This is a genomic window from Sphingomonas aliaeris (assembly GCF_016743815.1).
GTDB lineage: Bacteria > Pseudomonadota > Alphaproteobacteria > Sphingomonadales > Sphingomonadaceae > Sphingomonas > Sphingomonas aliaeris.
Window position 1 is genome coordinate 191,010 of the sequence record NZ_CP061035.1, and the last position, 23,257, is coordinate 214,266.

Sequence of the window (23,257 nt, forward strand, 5' to 3'; positions counted from 1 at the left end):
GGGACGGGCGGCGGACGGGGGGCGTACATGCGGCTGTTGTTGGTGGAAGATGAGCCAGCGATGGCCGCGGGCCTGGCGAAATTACTGACTCGGCACGCGTTCATCGTCGACGTGGTGCCCGATCTCTCGCAGGCGCGGGCGGCGATACAGGGGTTCGTGTACGATGCCGTGTTGCTCGATCGGACACTGCCCGACGGGGACGGTTTGCAACTGATCGACTTCTGCAACCGCATCGCCCGGCCCAACCGCTTCATCGTGCTGTCGGCGCTGAACCGGACGCCGCAGCGGATCGAGGGGCTGGAACTCGGTGCCTACGACTATATCGTCAAACCGTTCGAACCTGACGAACTGATCGCGCGGATCCGGGTGGCGTTGCGCCATCCGGCGGGTGTCGCACGCCAGCGCCATCAGGTCGGCAATGTCACGTATGACGAGGATACGCGGGAGTTTTTCATCGACGGCCAGCCGTTGCTAACGCGGCGCCGCGAACATTTCCTGCTTGAACTGCTGTTCACCCGCGCCGGCCGGATCGTGCAACGACGCGATATCGAGGAAGCCTTGTACGGCTTCGACACCCAGATCGAATCCAACGCGCTTGAATCCCACATTTCCCGGTTGCGCCAGAAGTTGCGACAGGAAGGCGCGGCCGTGATCGTCCAGACCGTCAGGGGACTTGGCTATCGCCTCAACCCCGCGATTCCGCCGACAGCGGCCGATCGGTGATGCGGGTTCTCCAAGTCATACGCTCGTCGATCGTGGCGCAGGTCGTCCTGCTGACCACGGCGTTGCTGCTGCTGGCGGCGCTGCTCGCGATCCGCGTCGAGCGGCTCAGCCGCGTATCGCCAGTGGTACTGGAAGCGGGGTACGACATGCTCGCGATCCAGCTGATAGGCCATGCCCACCGCGGTGGCTTCGACCAACGGGCATTCCTCGCTTCCGATGTCGTTCGACGCACGATCGAGCGAAACCCAGATCTGCGGTACTTCATCCGGGATAACGGCCATACGGGGGGCAACATACAGCCCTTGGATACGCTGGAAGGCGAATTACGCCGCCTTCGCGTGCGGTCGGCGGGGCTGGACGGCCTGGAGATATGCCAGCTGTCTTCGCTGCGGCGTCCGGCAACACGGCAATCAGGCGGACGCTATGTCCTCTACAACGATTGCGGTGCCGCCAGTTACTATATTGAACTACAGAACCTGCGCCACGTCATCACGATGCCGTCTAACCAGCCCAACGCGACCTTTACCGCGCAATTCATAGACGTGATGACAGGATATGGCAGCGCGCTCCTGCTCGCCGTCTTGCTCTTCGCCGCGACGGGCCTGCTGACCTTCCGCGCGTTTCGCCGCGTGCGCACGGCGGTGCGGGGCTTCGATTTCGACGGCGGGCGGATCGAGATGCCAGTCGACCGGTTTCCATTGGAGGTGCGCCCGCTGGCGCGCATCATCAACGCGCAGGCCGCGCGGGTGCGTGCCGATTTCGACCGCCAATGGCTGTTCCTGGCCGCGGCGGCACATGAACTGCGCACGCCGCTGGCGATCCTGCGCGTCCGGCTGGAGGCGCTCGATGACTCGCCGGAGAAAGACGACGTCAAGCACGACGTGCAGATGCTGGCCCGCATCACCAATCAGCTGCTGGATCTGATGCGGATCCAGTATCAGCAGCAGGAACGTCACGCCTTCCCGTTGCTGGGCGTCGTCGAGGAAGCGATCGATGACGTTCGCGACGAATTCCCGCAGCATCGCTTCCGCTTGCGTCAGGAAGGCGAGGCGAATTGGCGCGTGGCGGGTGGCAATGCGGCCCTGCTCGGCATCGCTGTCCTCAACCTGCTTCGCAACGCCGCATCAGTTTCGGCGCCGTCATCGCCGGTGACCGCCGCGATCGGGGGTGATGGGCGGATACGGATCATCGACGGCGGTCCGGGCATCCCGCCGGACATTCGCGACTATCTGTTCGAACCGTTCGTCAAACATCCGCCCAACCGCAAGGGTTCGGGGCTCGGCCTGGCGATAACGAAGGAGATCGTCGTCTTTCACGGCGGCACGATCGACGCATCGTCCCCCACGGGCGGCGGCACCGTATTCCACGTCGACATCCGGCCGGCGTTGCGGCCGGAGGACGAGGACGCCGACCGTTACGAGGAGCGGGTCTGACGCTGCAACACTCGCGCTGCCGCCCGCACTGCTTCGGAAGGGGGCGTCTACGCACTGCGGAAATGGGCGCAAGACCATCAACTAGCCGTAGAGATTTGCGTTTCCAGCCGCTAAGCTTCGAAAATGAATGACGAAGTGCAGGTCGCCCCATCGACCGCGAATCCGGACTCGCTGGTCTCCGGTGGGGGGATGATGGGCAGAATGGTCCGGGAGTTTGCTTGGTCTTCCACCGTGCTGGGCGCGCCGGAAGGCTGGCCGCAGCCGCTCAAGACTCTGGTCGACGTCATGCTCAACTCGAACCAGCCGATGTTCATCGTCTGGGGCGCGGATCGCACGCTGCTGTACAACGATGCCTATGCCGAGATCCTGGCGAACAAGCATCCTGCGGCGCTTGGGCGCGACTTCCTGAAGGTGTGGCATGAGATCGAGGGCGATCTGCGGCCACTCGTGGACACGGTTCTGTCCGGCCAGTCGGTTCACATGGACGACATCGCGCTGACCATGCAGCGCAGGGGCTTTGCGGAACAGACCCACTTCGCCTTTTCCTACACCCCCGTGCGGGACGAGGATGGCAGCATCGCCGGCTTCTTCTGTCCCTGCAACGAGATCACGCGGCAGGTGCTGGCCGATCGCCGCCAGAATCTGCAGTCAGCGCTCGACGCCAGCCTGCGCGATCTCGACGATATCGAGGATATCGTGGTGCGGGCGAGCAGGCTGCTCGCCGAGGCGATCCGCGCGCCCTATGCCGCGTATGTCCGCGTCGAGGGCGATCAGCGCCATGTCGTCGTGCGCGGCGAGTGGAATGCCTGCGATGTCGCCACCCTGACCGGCCGTCACGACGCGCGCGACTATGGAACGACGTTCCTGACCGCGTTGCGCGAGGGGCAGGCGATCATGGTGTCCGACACCGCGCAGGATCCCCGCACCAACGAGGCCGGCGTGCTGGAGCGGTTCCAGGCGCTGGGCATCGCCGCGCTGATCAACGTGCCTTTGGTGCGCGCCGGCAAGATCGTTGCGAACGCGCTGGTCCATTCCACGCAGCCGCGCGTGTGGACGGATGTCGAGGTGGATCTGGTTCGCGACATGGCCGAACGCGTCTGGTCAGCGCTGGAACGCGTCAGCGCGGAGGCGAAGGCACGCGACACCAACCAGCGCTACCGGATCGCCGCACTCGCGACCAACGACGCGATCTGGGACTGGGATCTGCAAAGCAATTCGGTGCTGTGGAACGAGGCGTTGTACGCGGCCTATCGCTATGCCCCCGAAGAAGTCGAGCATACCGGCGATTGGTGGATCAGCCGGATCCATCCCGACGATCGTGCGCGCGTCGAGCATTCGATCCATGCGGTGATCGAAAGCACCGAAGAACATTGGACGGAGGAATATCGTTTCCTGCGCGGCGATGGCAGCTTCGCCGATGTGCTCGACCGCGGCTATGTCGCGCGCGATCCGCAGGGCACGCCGTTGCGCATGATCGGCGCGATGCTCGACCTTACCGAACGCAAGCTGGCGAAGGAAGCGCTGCAGGCGGAGGAGGAGCGGCTGAGCTTTGCGCTCGACGCCGGTGGCCTCGGCGCGTGGGAACTGGATCTCGCGGCGGATACGCTGACCACGTCGCCGCAATGCCGGGAGAATTTCGGTCGCAAGCCGGGCGATGCCTTCTCCTATGCCGACCTTCGCGACGCGGTGCATCCCGACGATCGCGAGCGGCAGGACCAGGAGTTGCGACTGTCGATCGCAGAATGCCGCGATTATAATATCGACGTCCGTGTCATCTGGCCGGACGCGCAGATCCGCTGGATCAACCTGCGCGGCCGCCCGGTATTCGATGCGGCGGGCGATGCGGTGCGCATCGCGGGCATCTCGATCGACGTCACGCACCGCACCCGCGCCAGCCTGCACCAGCGGCTGTTGATCGACGAGCTGAACCACCGGGTAAAGAACACGCTCGCAACGATCCAGTCGATCGCGATGCAGACGTTCCGCACCGACGAACAGGGCGGCGGGGCCCCCGCCAGCCAGCGCGCCTTGTTCGAATCCCGCCTGCTCGCCTTGTCCAACGTCCATGACGTATTGACGCGCGAGAATTGGGAAGGCGCGCGTTTGCGGGACGTCGTGCTGGAGGCGGTCGCGGCGCATGGCGGCGGCGATCAGAATGCCTTCACCGTGCAGGGGCCGGACTGGCGCCTGTCGCCCAAGATGGCGCTCAGCCTGTCGATGGCGCTGCACGAACTGTGCACCAACGCCGCGAAATATGGCGCGCTGACGGTTCCGGGCGGGCATGTCACGATTCGCTGGACGATCGACCAGAACGGGGCGGCGCCGTGCCTGATGCTGAACTGGTCCGAACATGGCGGCCCGCCCGTGACGCCGCCGCTGCGCAAGGGATTCGGCACGCGCCTGATCGAACGCCAGCTCGCGCGCGAACTGCGCGGTTCGGTAGAACTGACCTATGCCCCGGAAGGCGTCACCTGCACGATCGAGGCGCCGCTCGCCGAGACGGCTACCGCATCGCACCCCAACCTCGCGCAGGCACTGACAGCCAACGGAGATCGAGATGGATCCTGAAGCATCCCCCCGCGTCCTCGTCGTGGAGGATGAGAGCGCGGTGCTCATGCTGGTCGAGGACATGCTGTTCGACCTCGGCTATTCGGATGTCGAAACCGCGATGGGCCTGCCCGAGGCACTGCCGCTCGCCCGGTCGCTGGACCTGTCCTTCGCGATCCTCGACGTCAATCTCGGTGAACATCGCAGCTTCCCGATCGCCGACGTGCTGCGCGCGCGCCACGTGCCGTTCCTGTTCGCGACGGGCTATGGCGAACATGGGATGGAGGGCGACTATGTCGGTGCGACCGTCCTAAAAAAACCGTTTCGCAGCGCCGATCTCGCCAATGCGATCGAACGCGCGCTGGGAGGCGCGCGCAACTAGGCGGCACGGGCGACGCGCGTCTTCGGCACAGTGGCAAAGCCGATCGGCAAAACAGTAATGCGCGACTCTTCGATCCTATCTGATAGGACGACCTATCTGAAAGGCTGAGCATCATAAGGTGTCGGCGCGTAACGGTTCGGGGAGAGTTGAGCCATGAAGACACGGTCCTTGCGTATCGCCTTGCGAGCCAGCGCCGCCATCGCAGTCTCGGTTGCCGGTTCGGCATTCGCGGCAGGCCCGAACGCAGCGCCAGACGTCGCTGCGCCCGTTGCGCCCGCCGCATCCCAGGACATGGCTGACGCCTCCGGCGACGTATCGGAAATCATCGTCACCGCGACCAAGCGGAGCGAGCGCCTGAAGGACGTCGCCGCGTCCGTTTCCGTCGTCACCGCGACGGACCTGACCAAGGGCGGGATCGTCCGCTTCAGCGATTACGCCACGCGCGTCCCCGGCTTGTCGCTGACCACCGCGCGCACCGGCAACGCGCAGATCACGTTGCGCGGCATCACCACCGGCGCGGCGCAGCCGGGATCGACCACGGGCTATTATATCGACGAGGCGCCGGTCGGTTCGGTCAACGCCTATACCGGCGGCAGCGGCATCACGCCCGATCTCGACCCGTCGGACCTGCAACAGATCGAAGTGCTGAAGGGGCCGCAGGGTACGCTGTACGGCGCGGGCGCGGTCGGCGGACTGGTCAAGTTCGCCACCTCCGCGCCCAATCTCGACCGGTTCGAGGGGCGCGCATCGGGCGGCGTGACGTCCGTGGCGAAGGGCGATGTCGGCTATTCGGCGCGTGGCATGATCAACATCCCGCTCGCGCCGGGCCAGCTCGCGTTCCACGCCTCCGCCTTCTACCGCTTCGATCCGGGCTATATCGATAATATCAATCCGCTGATCGGCGTGAAGAACGTCAACAGCGCGCGCATCCGCGGCGGGCGCGCCGTGCTGGCGATGCGGCTCGGGCCGGACGTGCGGCTCGATTTGTCGGCGGTCGGTCAGGACACGACCTCCAACGGCACGAACACCGTCGATGTCGATGCCGCGACCTTGAAACCTATCTATGGCGACCTGAAGCAGAACCGCTTCATCCGCGATCGGGGGTTCGTCCGCCTGCGGCTGTACAATGCGACGGTGCGCGCGGAGCTCGGCAAGGTCGATCTGGTCTCGTCCACCACCTATCAGCGCATCTTCTTCCGCGAACTGACAGACGGCACGCGCGGCTATGGCGCGGCGCTCGGGCCGTTGTTCGGGCTGGGATCGACGCTCGGCATCCGGCTGAACACGTTCAAGCATACCGATCGCTGGTCGGAAGAAGCGCGCGCCAGCACGAACGGGATGTTCGGCGGACTGCTGGACCTGCAGGCCGGATTCTACTGGACGCATGAAGACGACCAGAACCAGATCCCCAGCATCGACACTTTCTCGACCGTCACCGGCGCGACGCTGCCGCTGCCCGCGATCGCGATCGCCAAGATCGATTCGACGTATAAGGAATATTCGTTCTTCGGGAACGCACGCGTGCATTTCGGCCCGAACGTCGATGTGCTCGGCGGCATCCGCTACAGCCATGACGACCAGAATTACCTCCAGGATTACCAGGGCCTGATCGTCGGCCCGCGTCTGGTCGTCCTCGGGTCCGAAAAGGCGAACGTCACGACATGGCTGGTCTCGCCGCGCTTCAAGCTGTCGGAAGATGCGATGTTCTATGGCCGCGTCGCCACCGGCTATCGCCCCGGCGGACCCAATCCCGCCCCGCCGACCAGCACGACCGTCCCGCTGACGTTCCAGCCGGACAAGCTGACCCAGTATGAAATCGGCTTCAAGGGATCGACCTTGAACCGCAAGCTGTCGCTCGACACCGCGGTCTTCTACACCGACTGGAACGACATCCAGATCCAGACGAGCGGCGGCGGGTTCAACTATCTCGTCAATGGCGGCAAGGCGACCAGCCAGGGCGCGGAAGCGACGCTGCGCTATCAGCCCGGCCGCGGCATCAGTTTCGGCGCGAACGTCGGCTATACCGATGCGAAGCTGACCACGGCCGCACCGGCGGCGGGCGGCGTGAAGAACGATCGCTTGCCCTATGTCCCGCGCTGGTCTGGATCGCTGACGGCGGATTATTCCGCGCCGATCAGCGGCGACATGAAGCTGACCGCGGGCGCGACCGCCAATTACGTCGGCAAGCGCGTCACCGATTATACCAACAAATTCCCCAAGACGCTGGGCGCCTATACGACGTTCGATCTGCGCGCCGGTATCGAACAGGGAAGCTGGACGCTGTCCGCCTTCGTCAAGAACCTGACCGACAAGCGCGAGATCCTCGTTGCGACACAGCTCGGTCTGGCCCCGAGTGCCACGCCGGGCGCTTTCTATGCCGCCGCCATCAACCAGCCACGCGTTATCGGCGCAGAAGCCTCGATCAAGTTCTGATCGGGCCATCCAGGTGTAAGACGATGCATATCGACCATCCCGTTGCCGCCCCGGCCGTCCGCCCGTCGAACGTCGACGCGGCTTTCCTCGCAAGGCTGAGCGACCGGTTCGGCGAGGATTGCCAGACGGGGCAGGCGATCCGCGACCAGCATGGCAAGAGCGAGGCGCATTTCACGCCGATGCCCCCCGACGCCGTGGTGTTCGCGAGATCGACGCAGGACGTCGCCGATCTGGTGAACCTGTGCCGTGCCGCGCAGGTGCCGATCGTTCCGTACGGTGCGGGCACCTCGATCGAGGGCCATACGCTGGCGGTACGTGGCGGCGTCTCCATAAACCTCAGCAACATGACGCGGATCGTATCGGTCAATGCCGAGGATTTCGATTGCACGGTCGAGGCGGGAGTCCGGCGCGAGGAACTGAACCTGTACCTGCGCGACCAGGGGCTGTTCTTCCCGATCGATCCCGGCGCCAATGCAACAATCGGCGGCATGGCGGCGACACGCGCGAGCGGCACCAACGCGGTCCGCTACGGCACGATGCGCGAGGCGGTCCTCAGCCTGACCGTCGTCACGCCCGACGGCAAGATCGTGCGGACCGCACAGCGCGCGCGCAAATCCGCCGCGGGTTACGATCTGACGCGGCTGTTCATCGGTTCGGAAGGGACGCTCGGCATCATCACAGAAGTCACGCTTCGTCTGCATGCCATTCCGGAAATGATCTCGTCCGCGGTGTGCGGGTTCGATACGTTGCGGGGCGCGGTCGATGCGGTGGTGCAGTCGATCCAGATCGGCGTGCCGCTCGCGCGTGTCGAGATACTGGACGACATGCAGATGCGGGCCGTCAACAGATGGTCGAAACTGGATTATCCCGAAGTGACGACATTGTTCTTCGAATTCCACGGCTCGCCCGCCGGGGTCGCCGAACAGGTCGAGACGGTGCGCGAACTGGCCGCGGCGAATGGCGGCGGCGACTTCCAATGGTCGAACCTGCCCGAGGAACGCGCGCGGCTGTGGAAGGCGCGGCACGAAGCCTATTACGCCGCCATCAATCTGCGCGCGGGCGCGGTCGGCTGGACCACGGATGTCTGCGTGCCGATCAGCCGCCTGCCCGACTGCATCGAGGAGACGAAGCGCGACATCGCCGAGGCCGGCCTGATGGCGGCGATCTTGGGGCATGTGGGGGACGGTAATTTCCACGTCATCTTCCCGATCGATCCGAACCGGCCCGAGGAATTCGTCGCGGTCGCGGCGATCAACGACCGCCTGGTCGCGCGTGCGCTGGCGATGGACGGCACGTGCACGGGCGAACACGGTATCGGCCTCGGCAAGCAATCGTCGCTCGTCGCCGAACTGGGCGAGGATGCCGTGGCGATGATGCGCATGATAAAGCAGGCGCTCGATCCCGACGGTCTGTTCAATCCGGGCAAGATCTTCGCCGCTTAAGGCATGCCGGCCGGGGTCGAGCGGCCGGAACGGGACTTTGGACCGTCATCGTTCCGCAATATGGGGAGCCGATAGGTCTGGGATGGCCATTCCAGCATTCCCGAACCCCGTCACCCGCCGTGCGCTGATCGGTGGAGCGATCGGCGCGACGGCCTTGCTGTCGGTCGGCGCACGCGGCGCGCTTCGCCTGCCACCCGGCCTGTTCGCGCTCGGCGTCGCATCGGGCGATCCGCTTGCCGACGGCGTGGTGCTGTGGACGCGCCTCGGCCCCGATCCGACCGCGCCCGATGGCGGCATGCCGCCGGTCGCGGTGCCCGTCCGCTGGGACGTGGCGGAGGACGAGGCGTTCACGCGCATCGTCCGTTCGGGGCAGGCGCGCGCGGAGCCGGACCGGGCGCATGCGATTCACGTAGATGTTCGCGGTCTTCTTCCCGCCTCGAGCTATTTCTACCGCTTCATCACCGGTGGCGAAGCCAGCCCGACCGGGCGGACCCGCACCGCGCCGGGGCTGGGCGCGGCGGTCGATCGTTTTCGCCTGTGCTTCGGATCGTGCCAGAAATATGAGGTCGGCCGCTACGCCGCTTATACGCACATGATCGACGAAGACCCGGATATCATCCTGTTCCTGGGCGACTATATCTACGAAGATAATGCGAAGCCCGGTGGCGACACGATCCGCACCGTGGGTCAGGCCCCGGGGACCGATCTCGCCAGTTACCGCGCGCGCTATGCCGCCTACAAGCTGGATCCGATGTTGCAGGCGGCGCATCGTGCCGCACCCTGGTTGCTGACGTGGGACGATCACGAAGTCGCGAACGATTATGGCGGCCTTCGCGACCAGAATAACGGCGATCCCGCCGCGATGCTGCTCCGGCGCACCGCGGCGTATCAGGCCTATTACGAACATCTGCCGTTGCGCGATGCGTGTCGCCCGCGCGGGAGTGCGATGCGGCTGTATCGTACGCTCGACTGGGGATCGCTCGCGCAGTTCCAGATCCTGGACGACCGGCAATATCGCGGCATGCCCGCCTGCCAGCCGCCCGGTCTGGTCGAGGCGCATCTGAAATATCGCAGCCTGATCGATGCGTGCCCGGACCTCGGCGATCCCCGCAGGACGATGCTCGGGGCTCAGCAGGAACGTTGGTTGATGCACGCGCTGGGCCGCACGACCGCGAAATGGAATATTCTCGCTCAACAGACGCTGATGCATCAACAGGCGCGGATCGACGCCGACCACCTTGAGCGCGGGCCGCAATATAGCGCCGATTCCTGGTCCGGCTTTCCGGCGGCCCGCGAAGGGATATTCAGTCGCTGGGCAGAGGCGAAGACATCCAGTCCTCTTGCCCTTGGCGGGGATATTCATGCATTCGCCGCCGCCGACATCCACGATCCTGCCAAACCAGACGCGTCACCGATCGCCACCGAGTTCGTCGGCGGCGCGATCACATCGATGTTGCACGACGACAGCTTCGAACGGCTTGCCAAGGGTAATGGCCTCGCCTTCGCCGAAAGCGACGTGCGCGGTTATGGGCGGGTGGACCTCACCCCGGCTGGCGGGACTGTCGTCTTTCGGGGCTTGGCGGACAGTCGCAACGAGGCATCGGGGATTCGTGACATCGCCAGCTTCGCGCTCGATCCCGCGCGGCCCGGATTGTCCGCCTGACCGTCCCGCCTATCGCGACCCCAGGAACCAGAACAGCGCGATGACCCCGACGATCGCGACGACTGCCTTCGCGACCCAGGGCACGACGAGCCACGCCGCAATCCCGCTGACCGCCTTGCCGGCCACATGGCTGTCGAGACCGCCGGAGCGGCGATCCGCAATCGGATAGCCGCAGGCGGGGCAGGCGTAAGCTGCGGTCGATACGCTGCGGGCGCATTCGGGGCAGTTGATCAGTGCCATGTTCAATTCCCTGTTGCGGTCGGGATCGGCGCGAGGACGATCTCTACCCGCCGGTTGCGTTGCCGGCCGGCGGGATCGTCGCTGCCGTCGGCGTGCGTATTGGGCGCAACCGGATCGCGTTCGCCGACTCCGTTCACCTGGGGCTTTCGGTCGCCGCTCGCGGCAAGCCGTGCCGCGACGGTCTTCGCCCGCGCCAGCGACAGGCGTTCGTTATAGGCATCGTCGCCCTTGGCGTCGGTATGGCCCGTGATCGTGACCGGGGCCTTCGGATAGGACGCGATCAGCGTCTGTGCCTGCGCCAGCGGCTTTTGCGCGTCGGGGCGAAGGCTGGCCTTGTCGAAGTCGAACAGCACGTCAGCGGGCAGGGAGAAGCGGATCGTCTGGTCCGCATCCTGTTTCGCGCCCAGTTCGGTCAGCAGCGTTCGCGTCTCCGCCAAACGGTCCGCCGGTACTTCGGCCAGACGGAATGCGCCGGCTTCCGCCTCCGACGATGCGAACGTGCTTTCCGGCACCGCGCCGCCCGTGCCGCTCGCGGTGCCCGCCGGTCCGAAGCTGGAATTGGGCGCGTCCGTCACGACCCGGAACGTGCCCGGCTGGTCCTTCAGGCTGGGCAGTGGCGCGGCGATCTGGTCGCAGGCCGCGATGACGGCGCCGAGCGTCAGAACCAGCACGAACGGCGCAGTGGCGCGTCCGAACCGCACCGTCATTTCCCCGCTGCCTGCAAGGAGATCGGGATGTTCAGCCCAGGTCCGGTGATCGCCGATCCGTCATTGCCATCGTTCAGGACCAGTTCGATCGACTTGGCCGTCGGCGATACCGCACCCAAAAATACGAGGCGGCCGTCCATCTGGTCACCGGCGCGGATCTTGAGATCCTTGTTCCCGGATATCCGCTTGAGCATCAGCTTGTTGCCCTGTTCGTCGCGGATGAACGTCTCGCTGAACGCCAGATCGACATCGCCGCTCATCGTGCCGCCATAGGATGCGCTGACGTCCAGGATCGTCGCGTCGGCGCCCAGCTCGACGCTTTTCACGCGAACGGTCAGCCCCACCGGTGCCACGCCTTGCGCGTTCACCGGGATGATCCGACCCTCCGGTGCCGGCGTATCGGTGGCCGTCCGCGCCGGTGCGGCGGACGTCGCGTCGCGCCCGCTCTCCGCCGTCGTCGCCGATGCGGCCGGAGGTGTTTGCTCGTTGCCCTTGCCCGAACATCCCGAAACGATCGCGGTGGTCATCGCGGCCGTGGCGAAGCAGAAAAGCTTCATGTCTTTCCTCCTTTACGTCGTTCGAGAAACCGGCAAGGCGCCGGATCGTTCCGATCGCGCAACAAGGCATTGAGCTGAACCGAAAGGCTGGTGGATTGGTGTCGCCCGGTCTTTTATCGTCGCGCCAGCCTGCAAAGACTGCCGTTCCCGTGAGCCTTTCGCTGCCGTAAGCGCGACGAACCGTGTCCGTGGTGCGGCGGGTGCCGGGCGTCTTCCAATGGACCCGTCGCCAAACCGCCCGACCGGTCTTGCCGCTCCCGCTGCTTTGCGGCACGGGCCGCGCGATGATACTTCCTTCTTTGTTTCTAGTGCCAACCGATGGTTTTTGAGCAAAACCGCTCGTTCGAAACACGATCGCCCACCGTTCGCTTCATCGATCGCATCGCCGCCACGCCTTGGTCGCGCGCCGCTGCGTTTCTGGTGTTTGCGCTGCTTGTCCGGGCGATCCAGTTCGGCAATCCCGTCATTCAGCCGGACGACCAATTCTACCTGCTGACCGGCGACCGGCTGTTGCATGGTTACCTGCCCTATATCGATATCTGGGATCGCAAGCCGGTCGGCCTGTTCATCCTGTTCGCCGGGATTCGGTTGCTCGGCGGCGACGGCGTGATCCAGTATCAGATCGTCGCAACGATCTTCGCCGCGCTGACCGCCTGCACGATCGGCCAGATCGCGATGCGGTTCACGCCGCCGCGTGGCGCGCTGATGGCGGGGCTCATTTACCTGCTGTATCTCTGCGTGTTCGGCGGCGAGGGCGGTCAGTCGCCAGTCTTCTACAATCTGCTCACCGCCGGGGCGGGGCTCTGCATCGTCCGGATCCTCGACCGCGACGTGTTCCGTGGACGGGAGATCGCGCTGGGAAGCGTCGCGATGGCGCTGATGGGCCTGGCGATGCAGATCAAATATCCCGCTTTGTTCGAGGGCGCGTTCTTCGGTCTCACGCTGCTGTGGATCGCGCATCTGCGGGGCATGCGGATTCCGGCGTTGATCGGACTGGCGACACTATGGATGGCGATCGCGCTGGCGCCCACCGCCGCCGCCTGGGGATATTACGCGGCGAGGAGCCATAGCGAGGCGTTCGTCTACGCCAACTTCACCTCGATCTTCCAGCGCGGCCATCCCAAGCCGGGTATCGTCTTCATGCGCTGGTTCGTCATGATCGCGCAAGTGTCGCCTCTGCTGCTCGTCGCATATCTGTCCTGCCGGCCGAAGCGTGCGGATGGCACGGTCGAGCCGTTGCCGGCGGGAAGTGTGCAGAAGTTCACGCGCAACTGGGCACTGGCGGCGTTCGCAGCGGTAATGGTGTTCGGCAGTTACTATGACCATTATGCGTTGCCGATGCTGTTGCCGCTGTCGATCGCGGCGGCACCGATCCTGGGCGATCTGGGCGCCGGCGTGCTGTTTCATTCGCGCCGTCGCCGCCGGCACGTGCCCGCGGTGCTGTTCATCGCCTTCATCGCCTTCGTGCTGTCGGCGGTCGCGATCCTGACGCATCAGGACGGCCGCGGCCGGGGCAAGGCGGTCTATGCGATGGCGGCGTATCTGAAGCCGCGGTTGAAGGATTGCCTGTTCGTCTATGCCGCCGAACCGATACTGTACCATCTGACCGGATCCTGCCTGCCGTCGCCCTGGTCCTTCCCGGACCATTTGAACAACGATGTCGAGAACGATGCGATCGGCGTCCTGCCGCTGGCCGAAGTCCAGCGGATCATGCGCAAAAAGCCGCAATACGTGGTCGAGATGGAAAGCCCGTTCAGCACGATCAACCGGCGGACCTGGGACTATATGCAGGCGGAACTGGCGCGGGATTACCGTCCGGTCTTCGTGGTCCGCGTGGGGATGCATTTCCGCATCATCTACGGGCGTTTGCCGGGACATTGACATAGGGGACCGTCCGTCTTATTGACATGGCTGTCAGTAAGGAGCGACTCGCATGGCAAAGCTTCCCCCTTTCCCCGGCACGACCGGAAAGCGCGATTGGCGCACCGCCTTCGACGCGATCCGCAAGCTGATGGCGAATGGCGACGACACGACGCAGGTGTTCCGCATCATGCGCGCGCTCAACGTCGGCAATTCGCCGATGAACTATGCCCGGCTGATCGCGACCGATCAGGGCGGGCGCCTGGCGTACGAGCGCACCGAACTGGCCCATGTCTTCTCGCAGCCCGGCTATGCGCGGCAATTCGCGCCGGGCACGATCGGGGCGGCGTACAACCACTTCCTGGAATCGACCGGCTATTCCGCGGACGGCCTGGCCGAGGTCAGCCGGATCAATGCCGAGGAGGACATGCTCCACCCCTATGCCTGGTTCGGGCGGCGCGTGCGCGACACGCATGACATCTGGCATGTGCTGACCGGCTACAAGGCCGACGAAAGCATGGGCGAGGCGGCGCTGGTGGCATTCTCCTACGCGCAGGTCGGTGGCCTGGGCTGGGCATTCATCGGCGCGGCGGCGGCGCTCAAGAGCATCCGCGTGACCGGCGGTACGTTGTTCGCGCGCGCCGTGTGGGAGGGATATCGCAACGGCCGCAAGGCGAAGTGGATTTCGGGCGAGGATTACGAGCGGCTGTTGCACGAGCCTATCGATGTGGCACGTGCCCGCCTGAACATCGCCACGCCGGTCGCCTATCAACATGCGCAGCGCGAACTGGGCGACGAAATGGCGTCGTATCTCAGCAATCGTCGCGAGGCGAATACGGCGTCCGAAAAGCTCGCCGCGTAATAGTATAGGCCTGACGGGGAAGGCATTTCCCACATCGCCTCCGCCGGTCTAGTACACCCGGCGATGCTCTCCCGCCTCGTCCTGACCGATTTCCGCAACCATGCGGACACCGTGATCGCACCGGGCACCGGCTTCGTCGTGCTGACGGGCGAGAATGGCGCGGGCAAGACCAACGTGCTGGAGGCCGTGTCGCTTCTGGCGCCGGGGCGGGGGCTACGCCGCGCGGCACTTGGCGAGATGGCGCGGCAGGACGGGCCGGGCGGCTTCGGCGTCGCGGCCAGCCTGAACGATGCGACCGAGATCGCGACCGGAGCCGTCCCGACCGCGCCCGAGCGCCGCATCGTCCGTATTCAGGGCGCGGCGGCGGCGGCGACCGCGCTGGCGGAATGGCTGACGGTCTTGTGGCTGACCCCGGCGATGGACCGGCTGTTCACCGAACCGGCGAGCGAGCGGCGTCGTTTCCTCGACCGGCTGACCCTGGCCTTCAGTCCGGCGCACGCGGTGCACAGCAACCGGTACGACGCCGCGATGCGCGCGCGAAACCGCCTGCTGGGCGACGATTCACCGCCCGATCCGGACTGGCTGAGCGCACTCGAAGCGCAGATGGCCGAACACGGCGCCGCGATCGATACTGCGCGGCGCGAAACGGTCTCGACACTCGCCGAAGCCTTGGCCGATCAGCCGGAAGGACCGTTCGCGCGCGCCGGACTGTCGCTCGACGGATGGGGCGGGCCGACGATGGCGGACACGCTCGCGGCCGATCTGGCGCAGGGCCGTCGCCGCGATGCCGCCGCCGGGCGGACGCTGGCCGGGCCGCATCGCAGCGATCTGGCGGTGACGCATCTCGCCAAGGCACAGCCGGCGGCCTTGTGTTCGACCGGGGAACAGAAGGCGCTGCTGCTGGGCATCGTCGTCGCACATGCGGATCTCGTCGCGGCGCGCACCGGGCACCCGCCGATCCTGCTGCTCGACGAGGTCGCGGCGCATCTCGATCCGGTCCGTCGTGCGGCCCTGTTCGAACGTCTCGCGGGGCGCGGGCAGGTGTGGATGACCGGAACGGAGCACGCGCTGTTCGACGGTCTGGGCGGCGACGCCTTCCGGATGACGATCGGCACCGCCTTTCGCTGAACGGAAGCTGTCGGCGCAACTCACCCGCCGTTCAATCGTCCCGGCCCATCCCCGCACGATCGGCGGGGGCCGAGGAGAGATGATATGAGCAAGTTGAGCATTACCGTATTGGCCGCGTTCGCGACGATGACCGTTTCCGCACCGGCAGTGGCGCAGGACCGCTGGGATTTCGGCGGCGGGCGGCCGGGCGACCGGGACTATCGGTTGATCGGTGCCGGCGCCGGGCTGCTGTATCCGGAATTGCGATCGACCAATCGCGGTCGCGCGTTCGTGATGCGCAATTTCGATACGAACCGCGACGGCCGCGTACAGCCGCGCGAGGCGCAGGCGGCGAACCGTGCGTTCGCATCGTTCGCCGGTCCACGGCGCGACCGGTTCGACTGGCGCACGCGGGACACGGTCGTCGTAGTCGAGAATCGTGGCCCCGCCGCCGGCCGGTGGGACCGCACCGCGATGCGCGGTTACGGTTTCCGCCAGACGGCGCGCGGCGCGACGTTGCGGCTGCAGGAAGACGTCCTGTTTCGCACGGACAGCGACGTGCTGCGTCCGGGCGCGGTGGATAAGCTGCGGCCACTGGCGGACTATCTGCGTGCCAATCCCGGCGTGCGCGTGGCCATCGACGGCTATACCGACTCCCGCGGTACGGACGCGCACAACCAGGATCTGTCGGAACGCCGCGCCGCCAGCGTGCGAAGCGCGTTCGACGCGATGGGCGTGACACGCGCGCGCTTCTCGGTCGTCGGGCACGGCGAATCCGATCCGGTTGCCAGCAATTCCACGGCGGCAGGCATGCGCCAGAACCGGCGCGTCGAGGTCACGTTGCTGGGCCAGCGTGCCGACCGCTTCTGATCGTATCGGAGCACCCGGGGGCGATTAACCTCGGTTAGTCGCCCCCGTAACGGAACTGCAAAGCAAGGCGGCTCGTTGGGCCGCCGATCAATCTTAAAGGACTTCGATATGCATCGCTACAAATTGATGCTGAATGCCACGCTCGCTTCGGCGTTGATGCTGGGCGCGGCGACCCCGGGCATGGCGCGTGGCAAGATGGACCGTGCGCGCGAAGCGGTCGCGGCGGCTCGCGCCAAGGTCGAGGCCGCTGCCAAGATCGGCGCGACGGGCGAGGTTCCGCGGCTTCAGGCCGAAGCCGCCGCTGCGCTCCGCACCGCCGAGGAGGATGTCGCCAGCAGCCGCAAGGACGAAGCGATCGCCGAAGCCAATCGTGCGTCGCAGCTCGCCGACACGGCGATCGGGATCGCCGAGCGCAATCGTAATACCGCGGCGAACGTGAACGCCGCCGTGGCGGTGGACGCGCAGCAACAGGCGGCTGCCGCAAACGCGCAGGCGCAGGCCGCGACCGCGCAGGCCGATGACGCGAATGCACGCGCTGCCGCAGCGGAACAGGCTGCACGCGCGGCAAAGGCCGAAGCCGCCGCTGCGCGCGCCGCACCCGTCGCCGCACCGACCACGGTGGTGACGACGGAAACGACGAAGACCGCCGCCGTCCCGGCGACGCGCACCGTGGTGAAGGCCAAGCCGCGCGTGGTGAAGAAGACGGTTCGCCGTACGACGCCGGTACCGGCGGCGACGACAGAAAAGACGACCACGACGGTGACGACCACGCCGAACTGATCCTCGGCCGGTCGCGCCCCGCAATGGGCCGCATGCCACCACGGCGTGAGGCCCATTTTGCTTCCGTTTCCAGTCGCGCGACCCTATATGCTGGGCATGGCTGAAGACCCCAACAAGAACGACTATGGCGCAGACTCGATCAAGGTCCTGAAGGGCCTGGACGCGGTGCGCAAACGCCCCGGCATGTATATCGGCGACACCGACGACGGCTCCGGTCTGCATCACATGGTGTTCGAAGTCTCCGACAATGCGATCGACGAGGCGCTGGCCGGACATTGCGACCGGATCGACATCACGCTGAACGCCGACGGTTCGGTCTCCGTCACCGACAACGGGCGTGGGATTCCCACCGGTATCCATACCGAGGAAGGCGTCTCCGCAGCGGAGGTCATCATGACCCAGCTGCACGCCGGCGGTAAGTTCGAGAATACGTCCGACGACAATGCCTACAAGGTCTCGGGCGGCCTGCACGGCGTCGGCGTCTCGGTCGTCAACGCCTTGTCCGAATGGCTCGATCTGACGATCTGGCGCGACGGGCAAGAACATTACATGCGTTTCGCGTTCGGTGACGCGGTGGCTCCGTTGAAGATCGTCGGCCCGGCCGCAACCGGTCAAAAAGGCACGCGGGTGACCTTCTTCCCGTCGCCCGCCACGTTCAAGATCACCGAATTCGATTTCGACAAGCTGGAACACCGTTACCGCGAACTCGCTTTCCTCAATTCGGGCGTGCGCCTGTTCCTCAACGATGCGCGGCATGAGGAATTGAAGACGACCGAATTATATTACGAAGGCGGCATCGCTGCGTTCGTGAAATATCTGGATCGCAACAAGGTGCCGTTGATGCCGGAACCCGTGGCGATTTCGGGCACGCGCGACGACGTGACGATCGACGTCGCGCTTGAGTGGAACGACTCATATTACGAGAACGTCCTCGCCTTCACCAACAACATCCCGCAGCGCGACGGCGGCACGCACATGGCCGCATTCCGCGCGGCGATGACGCGTACGTTGAACAACTATGCCGAGAAGTCCGGTCTCCTGAAGAAGGAAAAGGTGACGCTGACCGGCGATGATATGCGCGAGGGGCTGACCGCGATCGTATCGGTCAAGCTGCCAGATCCGAAGTTCTCGTCGCAGACCAAAGACAAGCTGGTTTCGTCCGAGGTGCGTCAGCCGCTCGAAAGCCTGATGGCGGACAAGCTGGCCGAATGGCTCGAGGAAAATCCGGCACACGGCAAGGCGATCGTCGCGAAGATCATCGACGCCGCCGCTGCACGCGAGGCCGCGAAGAAGGCGCGCGAACTCACGCGTCGCAAGGGCGTGATGGACATCGCGTCGCTGCCGGGCAAGCTTGCCGATTGCCAGGAGCGCGATCCGGCGAAGTCCGAACTGTTCCTGGTCGAGGGTGACTCGGCAGGCGGATCCGCCAAGCAGGGCCGCGACCGGCATTTCCAGGCGATCCTGCCATTGCGCGGCAAGATCCTGAACGTCGAACGCGCCCGCTTCGACCGGATGTTGTCCAGCCGTGAAATCGGTACGCTGATCCAGGCGATGGGCACGGGGATCGGCCGCGACGACTTCAAGATCGACAAATTACGCTACCACAAGATCGTCATCATGACCGACGCAGACGTCGATGGCGCGCATATCCGCACACTTTTGCTGACGTTCTTCTATCGCCAGATGCCCGAGATCATCAGCGGCGGATATCTCTACATCGCGCAACCGCCGCTCTACAAAGCGACGCGCGGGCGCAGCGAAGTGTATTTGAAGGACGACAATGCGCTGGACGATTATCTGATCGAGAACGGCGTGGCGGCGACGGTGCTGGAAGGCGCCGGCGGGCCGCGCTCGGGTGCCGATCTGCGGTCGCTGGTCGATCATGCGCGGCGCATGCGCACGCTGATGCGCTACGTGCCGCGCCGCTACGATCCGACGATGGTCGAGGCTTTGGCAATGGGCGGTGCGCTTGATCCGAACGCCGCGCGCGAAGACCGGCTGGCGCATGTTACCGAGGTGACGCGCGGTCTCGAAGCCGCCGATCCGGAGGCACGCTGGACGGTCAGCCTGACTGAGGATGGCAGCATCCATTTCGAGCGTGCGTGGCGCGGCGTGACCGATCACCACATCATCGAGGCGGCGTTCCTCGTGTCGGCAGAGGCGCGCAAGCTGCACGCTTTGGCGATCGAGCAACAGGACAGCTACGCGCAGACCGCGAAACTGGTCTCGACCAAGGCGGCCGCCGCGCAGGCCGAGGCCGAGGAAGCTGCTGCCGATGCAGAGGATGACGGCGCGAACGATGCGCCGGTCGCGGTCGCGAAGGGCCAGACGATGGTCGCCCGCCCGAGCCAGCTGTTCGAGGCGATCCTGCTCGCCGGCCGCAAGGGTCTGGCGATCTCGCGCTACAAGGGTCTGGGCGAGATGAATGCGGAGCAATTGTGGGAAACCACGCTCGATCCGCAGAACCGCTCGCTGCTCCGCGTTGAGATCGATCAGGCGGATGTCGCGGACGAGATCTTCACGCGCCTGATGGGCGATGTCGTCGAACCGCGTCGCGAATTCATCCAGGAAAATGCGCTCAGCGTCGCCAATCTCGACGTCTGATCCGCCCGCCGCATGCCGTTCCACGCGCATGGTGGAACGGCGCGTGACCGTAAGGCGTTGAGCGACCGCTTTTAAATCAGGATCATGGTGTCGCCGGTATAGCGAGCCTGGAGGATCGCCATGATCGTCACGACCGTCCGCCCCGCGATGCAGCTGCGCGAATTCGTCGCGTTCGTCGCCGCATTGATGGCGGTCAACGCGCTGGGCGTCGACCTGATGCTGCCCGCGCTGGCCGATATCGGCACGCAACTGGGCATCGCGACCGCGAACCACCGCCAATGGATCATCACTGCCTATATGCTCGGCTTCGGCACCGGACAGCTGGTCTACGGACCGCTTGCCGACCGGTTCGGGCGCAAGCCGATTCTGATCGTCACGCTGGCGGGCTTCGTCGCGGCGAGCATCTTCGCCGCCGGGTCGCAGACCTTCGCCGCGCTGCTCGGCGCGCGCGTGTTGCAGGGATTGATGTCGGCCTCGACGCGCGTGCTCGCCGTGGCGATCGTGCGCGACCGTTTTTCCGGACGACAGATGGCGCGGACCCTGTCGGTCGCGCAGATGATCTTCTTCCTGGTGCCGATCATGGCGCCGAGTCTGGGACAGGTGTTGCTGCACTTCGGCCCGTGGCGGTTCATCTTCTACGCGCTCGCCGCCTTTGCCGCGTTTGTGCTGAGCTGGTCGCTGTTCCGCTTAAGTGAATCGCTGCCGATCGAGCGGCGCACGCCATTGTCGCTGGCATCGATCCGCGACTCCTATACGCAGACGCTGACCAACCGGTTTTCGGCGGGCTATGCGGTCGCGGCGTCGATGACGTTCGGCGCGATCATTGCGTTCGTCGCATCGGCGCAACAGATCTTCGTCGACGAATTCCATGCTGGCGAACGGTTCACCGTCCTGTTCGCGGTCTGCGCCTTTTCGATGGGGTGCGCGTCGTTCGCCAACAGCCGGCTGGTCGAGCGGCTCGGCACGCGGCTGATCTCGCAAAGCGCGGTCATTGCGCTGATCGCCCTGTCGGTGCTGCATATCGTCGTGATCGCTTCCGGCCGCGAAGCCTTGTGGACCTATATGCTGTTCCAGGCGCTCAGCATGACCTGTATCGGGCTATGCGGATCGAATTTCGGCGCGATGGCGATGGAACCGGTTGGTCACATCGCCGGGACCGCATCGTCGATCCAGGGGTTCATCACCAGCGTCGGTGCGGTGATCGTCGGGTCGCTGATCGGCCAATCCTATGACGGGACGACTTATCCGCTGGCGATCGGATACCTCGCGATCGGTCTGGCGGTTCTCGCGATCGTCTACTGGATCGAGGGCGGCAAGCTGTTCCACGCGCATCATCGCGCGGCGTAACGCGGTCCTAGCGGCGATAGCCGAACCGGCTGCTTTCGAACATGATCGTCGCCCCGCCCCGGTCGCCGAGCGGGATGTCGGCGCGCCCGAACAGGGCGCGCGTACCGTTCGTCCCGACCATTACGCCGACCTCGCCGTGGATCTGCGCACGCTCCCGCTCGGTCCCGCTCATCTCGCCGCGCGCGATCGCTGCGCTGTCCGGCGTGGTGCGATTGAGGATCAAATCGCGCTGTTCATCCGACAAACGGATCGTGTCGGCAGGGGCGGCATTGGGAGCGGGAGCCTCCGGTGCAGTCTGAGCCATCGCACCGGTCTGCAGCGCCACCACCGCGACCGCGCAGCAAAGGGCCGATCGGAAGGCGCGAGCTGGCGAATACCTTGTCATAGCGCATCATAGACCGGAACGCGCCGACCGCCAACCGAACGAAGACGCAACCTCGACCGCGCGTGCGTGTTTCGACACGATGATGGCCAGCGCGATCCTTTGCGCATAGCCATGACTGACCCCACGCGATCGGAGACCGACGATCTTCCACCTGATTTTCGCCGTGCCCAGCCTGCTCGTGATCGCGCGGTGGCTGTGGCCGCTGTCCATGCCGCTATGGGGCAAGGGCGTCATCGCGCTGCTGCTGCTGTTCGCGTCGCAATACCATTATTGGAGCCGCCTTTCGTCGGGTTCGGTCTTCGCGCCCGAATTCCCGCGCGCGGTCGTGATCCTGTTCAACTGGGCGTTCGGGGTGATCATCTTCCTCGCGGTGCTCCAGATCCTGCTCGACCTGGGAACGCTGATCGGGGTCGCGATCCGGCATGGAGCGATCGGCGTGCCGGATGGGGTTCGCTACGCCATCGGCGGCGTCGCGGCGATCCTGTCCGCAATAGCCGTCGCCAACGCATTGCGGGTTCCGCCGATCAAGGATGTCGATGTCGCTATTGCGGGGCTTCCGGCGCAGTTCGACGGCTATCGTGTGCTGCAACTCACCGACTTGCATATCAGCCGGCTGTTCACCGCACGCTGGGCGACGGCGGTGGTCGATCGCGCCAATGCGTCCGGCGCCGACCTGATCGTCGTCACGGGCGACTTTATCGACGGTCCGGTCGAGATGCGCCGCGCGGACATCGCACCACTGGCGAAATTGCGCGCGCCCGATGGCGTCTATGCGATCCCGGGAAACCACGAATATTTCTTCGATTATGCCGAATGGATGCGGCATCTGAAGGATCTCGGATTCCGGATGTTGCCCAATATGCATGCGGTGGTGATCCGTGACGGAGCGCGCATCGTCCTGGCCGGAGTGACGGATCTGTCCGCCTCGGCGCACGGACAGGCCGGCCCCGATCTCGCCGCGGCGTTGGCGCGCGCACCCGACGATGCCCCGGTGATCCTGCTGGATCACCAGCCGCGAAACGCGCGCGACGCGGCAAAGCGCGGCGTCGCGCTCCAGCTTTCCGGCCACACGCATGGCGGGATGATCGTCGGGCTCGATCGGCTGGTGGCGAACGGGAATGGGGGGTTCGTATCGGGGCGGTACGATGTCGGGGGGATGACGCTGTATGTCAGCAACGGCACCGCCTTGTGGCCGGGCTTCGCGCTGCGGCTCGGCCGGCCGTCCGAACTGACACGGATCACCCTGCGCGCGGCACGCTGATCGCCAGCACGGACTTGGGTCGTTTCCGCTCCGGATGAACGTTCGAGCAATCAA

Annotated in this window: 19 protein-coding genes; 15 read left to right on the top strand and 4 right to left on the bottom strand. The window is 65.5% G+C overall.

The annotated features are described in order from the left end of the window. Positions 1–27: 27 nt before the first annotated feature. The 7 genes from H5J25_RS00780 to H5J25_RS00810 all read left to right on the top strand — a co-directional run bounded on the left by H5J25_RS00780 (position 28) and on the right by H5J25_RS00810 (position 10,623). Positions 28–723, top strand: a complete 696-nt coding sequence (locus H5J25_RS00780; protein WP_202093852.1) for a response regulator transcription factor — start codon at positions 28–30, stop codon at positions 721–723. Further along, positions 723–2,156 (top strand): sensor histidine kinase, encoded by a 1,434-nt coding sequence (locus H5J25_RS00785; protein WP_202093854.1) that lies wholly within the window; start codon positions 723–725, stop codon positions 2,154–2,156. The genes H5J25_RS00780 and H5J25_RS00785 overlap by 1 nt, the downstream gene beginning before the upstream one ends. A 189-nt stretch (positions 2,157–2,345) precedes the next feature. Continuing rightward, positions 2,346–4,724: a PAS domain-containing protein gene (locus H5J25_RS00790; protein ID WP_202093856.1), complete on the top strand. Its 2,379-nt coding sequence runs from the start codon at positions 2,346–2,348 to the stop codon at positions 4,722–4,724. Next, positions 4,714–5,085, top strand: coding sequence for a response regulator (locus H5J25_RS00795; RefSeq protein ID WP_202093858.1), 372 nt, complete (start codon positions 4,714–4,716; stop codon positions 5,083–5,085). Before H5J25_RS00790 ends, H5J25_RS00795 begins: the two co-directional genes overlap by 11 nt. A 153-nt stretch (positions 5,086–5,238) precedes the next feature. Further along, positions 5,239–7,518: a TonB-dependent receptor gene (locus H5J25_RS00800; protein WP_202093861.1), complete on the top strand. Its 2,280-nt coding sequence runs from the start codon at positions 5,239–5,241 to the stop codon at positions 7,516–7,518. 23 nt (positions 7,519–7,541) lie between these two features. Further along, complete coding sequence (locus tag H5J25_RS00805) at positions 7,542–8,960, top strand: FAD-binding oxidoreductase (protein ID WP_202093863.1); 1,419 nt, start codon at positions 7,542–7,544, stop codon at positions 8,958–8,960. A gap of 82 nt (positions 8,961–9,042) precedes the next feature. After that, complete coding sequence (locus tag H5J25_RS00810) at positions 9,043–10,623, top strand: alkaline phosphatase D family protein (RefSeq protein ID WP_202093865.1); 1,581 nt, start codon at positions 9,043–9,045, stop codon at positions 10,621–10,623. Between the two features lie 9 nt (positions 10,624–10,632). On the opposite strand, the gene H5J25_RS00815 is transcribed toward H5J25_RS00810, so the two are convergent. Genes H5J25_RS00815 through H5J25_RS00825 form a run of 3 tightly spaced genes read right to left on the bottom strand, consistent with a single transcriptional unit; the run spans position 10,633 to position 12,127 of the window. Continuing rightward, positions 10,633–10,863 carry a hypothetical protein gene (locus H5J25_RS00815; protein WP_202093867.1) on the bottom strand — a complete coding sequence of 77 codons (231 nt, stop codon included), beginning with the start codon at positions 10,861–10,863 and terminating at the stop codon, positions 10,633–10,635. A 2-nt stretch (positions 10,864–10,865) separates the two neighbouring features. Further along, complete coding sequence (locus tag H5J25_RS00820) at positions 10,866–11,570, bottom strand: OmpA family protein (RefSeq protein ID WP_202093869.1); 705 nt, start codon at positions 11,568–11,570, stop codon at positions 10,866–10,868. Further along, the gene (locus tag H5J25_RS00825) at positions 11,567–12,127 is read right to left on the bottom strand and encodes a hypothetical protein (protein ID WP_202093871.1); all 561 of its coding nucleotides are present in this window, start codon (positions 12,125–12,127) and stop codon (positions 11,567–11,569) included. The genes H5J25_RS00820 and H5J25_RS00825 overlap by 4 nt, the downstream gene beginning before the upstream one ends. 318 nt (positions 12,128–12,445) lie before the next feature. Between H5J25_RS00825 and H5J25_RS00830 the strand changes: the two genes are divergently transcribed. The 7 genes from H5J25_RS00830 to H5J25_RS00860 all read left to right on the top strand — a co-directional run bounded on the left by H5J25_RS00830 (position 12,446) and on the right by H5J25_RS00860 (position 21,557). Beyond that, positions 12,446–14,008, top strand: a complete 1,563-nt coding sequence (locus tag H5J25_RS00830) for an ArnT family glycosyltransferase (RefSeq protein WP_202093878.1) — start codon at positions 12,446–12,448, stop codon at positions 14,006–14,008. 52 nt (positions 14,009–14,060) lie between these two features. Beyond that, on the top strand, positions 14,061–14,849 hold the full coding sequence (locus H5J25_RS00835; protein ID WP_202093880.1) for a Coq4 family protein: 789 nt from the start codon (positions 14,061–14,063) through the stop codon (positions 14,847–14,849). Positions 14,850–14,912: 63 nt separating this feature from the next. Continuing rightward, positions 14,913–15,977: a DNA replication/repair protein RecF gene (gene recF / locus H5J25_RS00840; RefSeq protein WP_202093881.1), complete on the top strand. Its 1,065-nt coding sequence runs from the start codon at positions 14,913–14,915 to the stop codon at positions 15,975–15,977. Between the two features lie 84 nt (positions 15,978–16,061). After that, positions 16,062–16,826: an OmpA family protein gene (locus tag H5J25_RS00845; RefSeq protein ID WP_202093883.1), complete on the top strand. Its 765-nt coding sequence runs from the start codon at positions 16,062–16,064 to the stop codon at positions 16,824–16,826. A 108-nt stretch (positions 16,827–16,934) separates the two neighbouring features. Then, complete coding sequence (locus H5J25_RS00850) at positions 16,935–17,606, top strand: hypothetical protein (protein WP_202093885.1); 672 nt, start codon at positions 16,935–16,937, stop codon at positions 17,604–17,606. A 96-nt stretch (positions 17,607–17,702) separates the two neighbouring features. Beyond that, positions 17,703–20,210 carry a DNA topoisomerase (ATP-hydrolyzing) subunit B gene (gyrB, locus tag H5J25_RS00855; RefSeq protein WP_202093887.1) on the top strand — a complete coding sequence of 836 codons (2,508 nt, stop codon included), beginning with the start codon at positions 17,703–17,705 and terminating at the stop codon, positions 20,208–20,210. A gap of 147 nt (positions 20,211–20,357) precedes the next feature. After that, complete coding sequence (locus tag H5J25_RS00860) at positions 20,358–21,557, top strand: multidrug effflux MFS transporter (RefSeq protein ID WP_202095848.1); 1,200 nt, start codon at positions 20,358–20,360, stop codon at positions 21,555–21,557. Between the two features lie 7 nt (positions 21,558–21,564). On the opposite strand, the gene H5J25_RS00865 is transcribed toward H5J25_RS00860, so the two are convergent. Next, complete coding sequence (locus H5J25_RS00865; RefSeq protein WP_202093889.1) at positions 21,565–21,882, bottom strand: hypothetical protein; 318 nt, start codon at positions 21,880–21,882, stop codon at positions 21,565–21,567. A gap of 223 nt (positions 21,883–22,105) precedes the next feature. On the opposite strand from H5J25_RS00865, the gene H5J25_RS00870 reads away from it, so the two are divergent. Beyond that, a complete protein-coding gene (locus tag H5J25_RS00870; protein ID WP_225883256.1) occupies positions 22,106–23,203 on the top strand; it encodes a metallophosphoesterase in 1,098 nt (365 codons plus the stop codon). The last annotated feature ends 54 nt before the right edge of the window (positions 23,204–23,257 follow it).